This window comes from Candidatus Paceibacterota bacterium (genome assembly GCA_041661265.1).
In the GTDB taxonomy this organism is placed as follows: domain Bacteria; phylum Patescibacteriota; class Minisyncoccia; order JAHIHE01; family JAGLIN01; genus JBAZUT01.
Genome location: JBAZUT010000027.1, coordinates 1 through 7,851, shown reverse-complemented (window position 1 = coordinate 7,851; position 7,851 = coordinate 1). Strand labels below are relative to the sequence as shown.

Genomic DNA, 7,851 nt, shown 5'->3' with positions numbered 1-7,851 from the left:
AAGAGCTCTGGGGAGGTGAATTCTGGACTGATGGTTACTATTTTGCAACAGTAAGCGGGAAAGGAGATAAGGCTATCATTGAAAAATACATAATCAAGCAGGGCAGGAAAGAAGATATTAAACAGCTTAGATTGTTCGAGATTTAACTGGACGCCCTGTGGTCTCTGCCACAGGGAAATTCACTTATTTTCTATTTTTTCACGAGCCTCATCGATCTTTTTTGCACCCTCCACGGAAATATTTTTATCTCCGTATAATTTTTCATAAACCGTATCTTTTGTAAGCATAAACTCGTATATATACTCGTTTATTAGCGCTTTCTTTTTTTTATAGTCCTCGACAAGCGCAATGCCTTCATCGTTTGTTTCTTTGTCAATTTCTAATTTAAACATCTTCGCAAAATCTTTATTTTCAAGAGTTATATCTTTCAGCATCTCCTGCAACTTTTTTGCTATGTCTTTTAATTTATCAATATCCAGCTTCGCTTTTCCTGTTTTGCGAATTTCAGCAACATCAATTGCGTCAAATTTATCATCGGAAGATAAAGTGCCTTTCATTCCGGATAACTTGCGAGATAGAGTTCTCAGGTCTGTCGGATGATTTTCGTCGACATCAGGGTATATTTTTTTACAACTTTCTATGAATAATTCTTTTGCCTGTTGAGTTCTAATCTCGTTTTTTTTGTTGATTTCAAGATCAGCCTCTTCTCTGCTCGGGCAATAATCCATTTGACCGATTAAATACGACACTGCAAAGCTATAATCTTCTGGCTTTAATTTTTTTAAATTTTCGTTTTTTCCTAGTTTTCGTAAACTTGATTCCACATTATCATTGAGTAAAGACATTTCAGGATCATCGCCATAACCCTTAATAACCTCATCATTAAAGAGTCTGGCAACTTTTTGGCGATAATTATTGTCATATTTTTCCTGCTCCTCAATGCGAACTTTATGTTTTTGATTGGACCATCCTTCTTCCGGACTTTTTTCTGTCTTACTATCAGTTTGAACTTGTTCCATATTTTTTATTAATTGATATATGACAAGAATCTTAATAAAAACAGAGTATCTTATTTATACTCTAACTGTTATTAATTATACCAAAAAAAGACGCTTAAGTCAATCGGATTTTTCCAAGAAAATCTTGCTAAGACAGGAATATCGGATACCGACCGCTATGAACAATTTCGGTTCTATCTGATACTATCTTTCACAGACCGTTTCCGCCTGACACAAAGCGGCCCTGAGCGGACAGGTCCTGGCATCATAATAAACCCAACTCCGCTGCCTGCCGGTAGGCAGGTTCTGACACCATAATAAAAAAATACCCTCATCTTATATGATTCGGGTTTTATTCAATTACCAGGTGCGTATCCAGGTTGGATCGCCTTCGAGATGATACTCTCGGCCGCAAAGGAAATATTTTAGATCTCCGGATGTCCTTATATACAACATATTTTCTGTCTCATGCCATGCGATTTCTGAAACCTTAAGTTCACGATATTTGCCTCCTATCTGGAGATTAAGACTACTTCCCACAAACGGAAGTACTGTGCCTGGGATCTCTATCTCCTTCAGAAAAGCAGCGGTATCGTTTAGCTTAATTACCACTCTTACTTTCAAGCCTTTCACCACTTGCCAGCATATCGCTCCATCAATCATCATCTTATCATCTGCTATTTTCCCCCATGATGAATCACGGTCAAAATAGAAAGTCGGATTGTCTTTGAGAGGATATCTGCCTTCGGTCATACTGCTGCCATCAATCCAGACGATCGCCTCATTTCCTGGTTTATCCCAATCACAGTCTTTCGCAAAGATCCCCGCTATGACAAGATTATGCTCCGTATCTCCGATCTTAAGCCTAAGCACGGTTCCTTTTTTCAAAACCACTGGAATTTCAATTTTCTTCTCGAAAAAGGATGTGCCAGTAACACTATACTTGTTGTTTACTACAATTCTTACTGCTACTTTCATACTACATACCTCCGCAATCGCCAGCATTCCTAAGTTCGTACTGGACCGTGTACGGTATCATATTTGTCCACAAATGTCAATAGGATGGAGCAATGCACAGATATATTGCATTTCTGGCGTGTCAAAATATCCTATAACAAAAAAAATGGAGTTTTCACTCCAAAAATATCAGTTCTTTTGACCTATTGAAATCCGGGTCGATCTTGCTTGCGATAATTTCTATCTCAAAATTTTCAACCCCGAGACCTCTCCTGATCGTATTATCCTTGAGCCATTCATCGACAACTTTCGCTGTCACTTCAGACGGAAGAGCTGACAAATAAACCCGGACCTCAACCTTTTCCTCCTCAAGCCTGAATGATTTAAGCCTGGCATGGAAAGTCACAAAAATATCATTCTTTACCTTTTTGTCTACATAGTTCCTCAGCTTCTTTTCAGGCCAGATGAACTGGTTGATCGCACCGTGTATCTTTATAATGTGTGTGGCAAATATCATTTTATCCCTCCTTCGGTTTTTCCGACGTTAAAAGCATAGCATATCCGAGTATATTTTCAAATAAAAAAAATAAAGCCTCTTTAAATAAGGCTTATTTCAGTTTATTATGCCGATCTTTTTCATGAATTTTATCTCTTCTTCATCCGATACGACGATGACCCTATTTCCCTGTTTTGTCAGGATATCGGTCAGCATCGCTATCTTGCCTTTCAGGTCCTCGATCTTTTCGGAGACTTTCTTCTTCTGTCTTTCCTTTTCATCTCTCATGTCATAAGCCCATTCGCTTGCATCGTAGAAATACGATGAGTCATATTTGCCCAATGTTATTTTCTTGCCGCTTGCAAGACTTTCCAGCTTATATACGGTATCCCAGCCCTCTCCTTCTTTGGAAATAATCCTAAAAAGGTGCGGCTGTTCGAATTGATGCAACTGGTCGTCTGCCGAAACTCCGACTTTGTCCAAAACAACGATCTGGCCGATCCTTCCTTCGCTGTGAATAGGTTTTAAACTTTCTTTTACATTATTTTTCAAGATATTCGCCTCCAATATTTTTTCCGAAATCAATATTCATCTTCCGGACGAAGTATCCTACCGCAACATCTTATGATTGTCAACGATGCGCGTTAAACTGAAGCTTGTTGACTTTTCCGGAGTTAAAGCTATAATTTGATGTTCACTAAATATTTTTATGATCGCGGTGGACAAAAAACAGCAATAGGAGGATCAGTTATGACAGGATCAGAATGTGAAAACTGCGGAGGAACCGGCGAAGTAAGGATTACGTATGGAATAGGCACTTTGGTCAAAAATTGCCCAACATGCAACCCGACCTTCGATAAGGTGGAATTCGGACCAAATACGACCCGATGTACGGTATGCAACGGAGAAGGAGAAGAACGCATTTGCGATGGACCGGGCGTCAGGTTCGTTAAATGCAGCTACTGCGGCGGAAGCGGACACATTCCGAAATACCGCATAGGACAAAGGAGTGATCTGGATGAATAAAAATGAGAACAAGGACAAAATCGAACTGTGTAAGTGGAGAAATCCAAGGGCAGCATGGGTGCCGGTCTTATATGCAACACTATTGGGCATTGCGTCTATATTGCTTTTTTCGGGTGGAACCGGAAAAGCCGAAATTGACGGCATTCGTATCGGCCTATCACTGACGCTTGGGATCATGGCGGTGTCGATGGTCTATCTGGTCCTGAAAAAGGGACGCAGCAACATTGCGAAAACTATCACATTGCTGTGTAGCCTGGCGACAATTATCATGTTTATACCAAGCGTACGTTCTGCTGACGCCATAGGAGCGATAATTTTCGCAGCTTTCATCGGAATACCGATAAATTATTATTGGGACCAAGTTTGCAAAAAAATATCTGGATAAATAATCCGGATTTTTTTATAAATAATTATATTTATAATAATTCCTCCGGTGATCTTCATAAAACCGGAAAACCAATGAATTTTAAATAACAACTAAACTTCCGGTACTGTTTCCATCCTCCGGCTCACACTCCATAAAAGCTCAAACATCTGCCTCACGGTCTCGAAGATTGTCCTGCTTTCCACCACCCAGGCGATTCCTTCTGCCTTCGTGGTAAAAAAGGCCACTTTATCATCCCAGAACATCATGGAAGAGCGGAATGTGAGCTCCCGCGGAAGGAATTTCGCCTCGCGAAGCTCTTTCTCGTGGATGGTTTTGCTGTATTTCTTTATTTCATTTTCTTCGACCCGGAGGCTCTTCAGACGGACCTTTTCCCGGATCCTCCGCTTTGTGAAATGGAATTTTTCTCCAAGGACCTCCTGAAGCTCCCGAGCCGACACTATCTCATAGACCAGCTTACTCTCCGAGTTCAGCGCCTCATGAAAAATATCGGCGATCCTCTCGCGATAGAAGATCCTGATCCTGGAAGAAGCGCCCCTGTCCGATCTCATCTTCTTGAGAAGCGGAATGATCCCCGCAATCTCCTCGGTCTCCCTCTCGAGGATCCTCTTGAACACCTGCGGATCCTTCGCTTCATATATATGCCTTGACCTTTGCATCGTCACATCAAGGATCCCGGCCTTTTCCAAGCGCGCAAGAACCGACTGAACGGTCGTGAGTGGAAGTCTTGTGGATTTGGATATGGGGGTGATGGAAGATCTCCCGAGGGCCAGGAGCGAAAAATACACAGTCCGATCTTTCCCGTTCAGTCCGAACTGTTCCAGAGCTTCGGCGATTTCCTGCTCCTCCAGTTTTGTAAGTGCATTATTATTCATATTTACGTTTATTATAGTAGTTAATATCTGCCTATTTATGCCTTATTATAGCACATATTTATTAATTAAGCAATATTTATTACGTTTACATATGTTGCTTTTTTCATATTATGAGATAATATCGTTGTTATTGGCTGACATGATCGCCGAAGACAAAGTTCTTTGACAAGGAGGAAAAAAATATGGAAGTACTGAAAAAAGGAAGGGATCAGAAAGGATGGACCACCAAACGCACCTGCACCGGAAATGGCAATGGAGGCGGAGGCTGCAGAGCCAAGCTCCTGGTTTCAGCAAGCGACCTGTATAAGACATACCACCACTCGTACGACGGAAGCACGGACGCCTATGTGACTTTCACATGTCCGCTATGCGGAGTGGAAACGGATATCGAGAACGCTCCCTATGAAGTGAGCGGCAACCTGCCATCAAAACAGAAATATTTCGAGAACAAAAAATAGGAGGAAACAGACCATGAAAGTGATAATGAAAGGAAAGAAACCGAAAGCCTGGACCGCCAAACGCACTTGCACCGGAAAGGGAAGCGGACGCAAAGGATGCGGGGCAAAATTGCTCCTGTCCCCCGAAGATCTCTACAATACCTTCAAGAGTACCGACGGCGAGACGACAACGCAATTCATATCCTTCACCTGTTCGCTATGCAAAGCCGAGACTGACATAGGAGTGAATGGAGACTTCCCGTATGACGTCCAGGAAGTGATAAATAAGAACAGGAAAAGCAAGGAGAATTTCAAACAGCTGTAACGGAGGTCAATATGAAAATAATAGAAGAAGGCATAAAACTGAGAGAAATGGAAGATTGGGAAGAAAAGCTGGTCTGTGCAAAATGCAAAGCGACATTGCTGGTCACCGAAGACGACCTATATTTCAGACCGGAAAGAGCGGAAGGAAGGGACGGACCCTATGACATAGAAAAGCTGACCTTCCGGTGCCCGCACTGCAAAAGAGATAATGATGTAATGGGAGACGAGAGGCTCCGCGACGTTTATATCCCGAAAAAACAGGCCTTCTTTCAGAAGGAAGAAGGTCGGGAAGAGAAAAAATACGACAGAATGATCCTGACAACAGACCTCGCACTGACCATAAACGGCTCCGAGATCGTCCTGATAAATAGGGCGAAACCTCCGTTCCAGGACGAACTCGTTCTTCCCGGCGGACATTTCGAAAGCTCGGACAAGAGCCTCAGCGGCGCATGCGCGCGCGAAGCCCTCGAGGAGATCAGCCTCAAAATAGACCCGGATAGGCTCAAGCTTCTCGCGATCCTCGACGATCCCAACAGAGACCCGAGAGAAGGGCGGAGGATCTCTGCCGTGTTCCATTTGGACCTCATCGGATATGAGTTCCTTAAGGACCTCTTCCCTGCCAGCGACGCCAAAAAGATCCACATAAAAAAAATAGATTCACTTAAGCAAAATGAGATCGGATTCGACCACTGGAAAGTGATCGAAGAACTTATGAAAAAATAGGGATCCAAACATGGATCCTTTTTTTGTTGTATAAAAGCGCCGGCTCCATGAGCCTTCTGAAGCTGTTCCTGTGTCCGAAATCAAGATACCGCGAAGACAGCGGCCAAGAAAAAACCTTCGGTCATTTGAACAAGCAACGACCGCGGCTTATTTCCGCGGCTTATTTCATACCTTGACTTTTACAATGAATATGATACAATATGTCGTTCGCAATAAAATCGAATTTATTCGCGAGAACATTGAAAACCAGGAGGAAAAATCATGCTAGGAAAAATACTTATTGCTTTTGTGCTTACGTTCATCGTAGCCGTATTATATTTCGCGTATGGCTCCATTGCCGGAGGATTGGCGATAATCTATCTTGTCGGAATGTATATTCTGACAACAATAATATTGGCCATAGCCTGCTTTGTTTTGACATTGATAGTTTCGGGAGTCATAGGCGGCAACCCGCAATGGAATGGCCTCGCCTGGCTTATAAGCCTGCTTGCCGGTATAATCGGCGAGATCATAATATTGGGCAAGGTTGAGTCGTGGATATTCCTAAGAACGGGAATATATGGCACGTGGCTAACGGTCACTATATTCATTTCTTTTGTGATCTTGAATATATTGATCGCCCTACTCATAACACACCGAATCAATGAAGCGGAAATGCATTATTGAACGCCACAAAATGGAATGGAGGAACGGACATGAAAAAGAAGGGAAGAATAGTCATATTCGACCTGATGGAAACGATAGTTAGCGGAGGCGGCATCTATCCGATCGTAAAGCGGATCGGGCTTGATGAATTTCTTGATAAAAATTCGGATTGCCGTTTCGTGATAGCGACCACCTCAGGCTCGATCCTTACGAAAGAGGAAAGCATAAAGGAAGTCGAGTTCTATCTCGAACAGATCGGGATAAAGAACAGGATCTCAAAGATCTATTACGGATGGGACATGACAAGAGGCATTAAAGACCTTGCGAAGATCGCGAAGGATTTCGACGTAAAAATAAGCGATCTCGTCTTTATAGGAGATAACGATCGCGATGAAGATTCCGCCGAATATTTTGGCGTGAAATTCATCAAGGTGCCGGCGATCTTCAGAGATATCATAAAAGTCAGTAATCCAAGCAATCCGGAAACGTATCTGCTGGACTACATGAGAGCGCCGCACAAATTCTCATTCGAGAACCTGGAGATATGATATACGAGGTGAAAACGTGCACGTAATAGTAGTATATATACAGAACCTGCAAGGCATAGTCCACACGTGCCTGGTCCTTGATCTGCCGATCATAGACAAGGCTTCCGACGTAGAAAAAGTGCGAACGGAAGCGTTTGAACAGTTCGTAAAAGACAGCAAGCTTCCAAAAGATCAGCTTCGAAGCAACAACATCGCCCTTATACACCAAATATACTGGGTATAACCAACACATAAACATCGGAGCACAAATTTTGCTCCGATTTTTTATTGGCGTTTCTTCGGTTAACCTATCAAACTACGCCATATTCTCGGGTACTAGTGTCCAACAAAAATATTTCCAAAATAGAAAAAACCTCTAAGTTTAGATATAATTAGGATATCGCTCCAATTATTAACTTAATAAGGCTTTTTCTATGAATTATTCTAACACGATTTTC

The 7,851-nt window shown here is 42.3% G+C and carries 13 protein-coding genes; 8 read left to right on the top strand and 5 right to left on the bottom strand.

The window, feature by feature from the left end:
* Positions 1 to 179 precede the first annotated feature (179 nt).
* The 4 genes from WC788_09805 to WC788_09790 all read right to left on the bottom strand — a co-directional run bounded on the left by WC788_09805 (position 180) and on the right by WC788_09790 (position 3,003).
* A complete protein-coding gene (locus tag WC788_09805; protein MFA6097890.1) occupies positions 180 to 1,019 on the bottom strand; it encodes a hypothetical protein in 840 nt (279 codons plus the stop codon).
* Positions 1,020 to 1,358: 339 nt separating this feature from the next.
* Entirely contained in the window at positions 1,359 to 1,976 is a 618-nt protein-coding gene (locus WC788_09800; GenBank protein ID MFA6097889.1) for a hypothetical protein, read from the bottom strand.
* Positions 1,977 to 2,130: 154 nt separating this feature from the next.
* Positions 2,131 to 2,472 carry a hypothetical protein gene (locus WC788_09795; protein ID MFA6097888.1) on the bottom strand — a complete coding sequence of 114 codons (342 nt, stop codon included), beginning with the start codon at positions 2,470 to 2,472 and terminating at the stop codon, positions 2,131 to 2,133.
* Positions 2,473 to 2,568: 96 nt separating this feature from the next.
* Positions 2,569 to 3,003: a hypothetical protein gene (locus WC788_09790; protein ID MFA6097887.1), complete on the bottom strand. Its 435-nt coding sequence runs from the start codon at positions 3,001 to 3,003 to the stop codon at positions 2,569 to 2,571.
* A 198-nt stretch (positions 3,004 to 3,201) separates the two neighbouring features.
* On the opposite strand from WC788_09790, the gene WC788_09785 reads away from it, so the two are divergent.
* Together WC788_09785 and WC788_09780 are read left to right on the top strand one after the other, a co-directional pair.
* Entirely contained in the window at positions 3,202 to 3,477 is a 276-nt protein-coding gene (locus WC788_09785) for a hypothetical protein (protein ID MFA6097886.1), read from the top strand.
* Positions 3,470 to 3,862 carry a hypothetical protein gene (locus tag WC788_09780; GenBank protein ID MFA6097885.1) on the top strand — a complete coding sequence of 131 codons (393 nt, stop codon included), beginning with the start codon at positions 3,470 to 3,472 and terminating at the stop codon, positions 3,860 to 3,862. The genes WC788_09785 and WC788_09780 overlap by 8 nt, the downstream gene beginning before the upstream one ends.
* Before the next feature lie 92 nt (positions 3,863 to 3,954).
* On the opposite strand, the gene WC788_09775 is transcribed toward WC788_09780, so the two are convergent.
* Entirely contained in the window at positions 3,955 to 4,737 is a 783-nt protein-coding gene (locus tag WC788_09775; protein MFA6097884.1) for a helix-turn-helix domain-containing protein, read from the bottom strand.
* A 182-nt stretch (positions 4,738 to 4,919) separates the two neighbouring features.
* Between WC788_09775 and WC788_09770 the strand changes: the two genes are divergently transcribed.
* From WC788_09770 to WC788_09745, 6 genes are all read left to right on the top strand, one after another.
* A complete protein-coding gene (locus tag WC788_09770) occupies positions 4,920 to 5,195 on the top strand; it encodes a hypothetical protein (protein ID MFA6097883.1) in 276 nt (91 codons plus the stop codon).
* A 13-nt stretch (positions 5,196 to 5,208) separates the two neighbouring features.
* On the top strand, positions 5,209 to 5,499 hold the full coding sequence (locus WC788_09765) for a hypothetical protein (GenBank protein MFA6097882.1): 291 nt from the start codon (positions 5,209 to 5,211) through the stop codon (positions 5,497 to 5,499).
* Positions 5,500 to 5,510: 11 nt separating this feature from the next.
* Positions 5,511 to 6,221 (top strand): NUDIX domain-containing protein, encoded by a 711-nt coding sequence (locus WC788_09760; GenBank protein ID MFA6097881.1) that lies wholly within the window; start codon positions 5,511 to 5,513, stop codon positions 6,219 to 6,221.
* 261 nt (positions 6,222 to 6,482) lie between these two features.
* Positions 6,483 to 6,887, top strand: a complete 405-nt coding sequence (locus tag WC788_09755; GenBank protein MFA6097880.1) for a hypothetical protein — start codon at positions 6,483 to 6,485, stop codon at positions 6,885 to 6,887.
* Between the two features lie 29 nt (positions 6,888 to 6,916).
* On the top strand, positions 6,917 to 7,414 hold the full coding sequence (locus WC788_09750) for an HAD family hydrolase (GenBank protein ID MFA6097879.1): 498 nt from the start codon (positions 6,917 to 6,919) through the stop codon (positions 7,412 to 7,414).
* A 16-nt stretch (positions 7,415 to 7,430) separates the two neighbouring features.
* Entirely contained in the window at positions 7,431 to 7,637 is a 207-nt protein-coding gene (locus WC788_09745; GenBank protein ID MFA6097878.1) for a hypothetical protein, read from the top strand.
* Positions 7,638 to 7,851 lie beyond the last annotated feature (214 nt).

Coding starts and splice junctions, on each gene's coding strand:
- WC788_09805 (MFA6097890.1), bottom strand. CDS start 1,019: ATGGAACAAGTTCAAACTGATAGTAAGACAGAAAAAAGTCCGGAAGAA.
- WC788_09800 (MFA6097889.1), bottom strand. CDS start 1,976: ATGAAAGTAGCAGTAAGAATTGTAGTAAACAACAAGTATAGTGTTACT.
- WC788_09795 (MFA6097888.1), bottom strand. CDS start 2,472: ATGATATTTGCCACACACATTATAAAGATACACGGTGCGATCAACCAG.
- WC788_09785 (MFA6097886.1), top strand. CDS start 3,202: ATGACAGGATCAGAATGTGAAAACTGCGGAGGAACCGGCGAAGTAAGG.
- WC788_09780 (MFA6097885.1), top strand. CDS start 3,470: ATGAATAAAAATGAGAACAAGGACAAAATCGAACTGTGTAAGTGGAGA.
- WC788_09775 (MFA6097884.1), bottom strand. CDS start 4,737: ATGAATAATAATGCACTTACAAAACTGGAGGAGCAGGAAATCGCCGAA.
- WC788_09770 (MFA6097883.1), top strand. CDS start 4,920: ATGGAAGTACTGAAAAAAGGAAGGGATCAGAAAGGATGGACCACCAAA.
- WC788_09765 (MFA6097882.1), top strand. CDS start 5,209: ATGAAAGTGATAATGAAAGGAAAGAAACCGAAAGCCTGGACCGCCAAA.
- WC788_09760 (MFA6097881.1), top strand. CDS start 5,511: ATGAAAATAATAGAAGAAGGCATAAAACTGAGAGAAATGGAAGATTGG.
- WC788_09755 (MFA6097880.1), top strand. CDS start 6,483: ATGCTAGGAAAAATACTTATTGCTTTTGTGCTTACGTTCATCGTAGCC.
- WC788_09750 (MFA6097879.1), top strand. CDS start 6,917: ATGAAAAAGAAGGGAAGAATAGTCATATTCGACCTGATGGAAACGATA.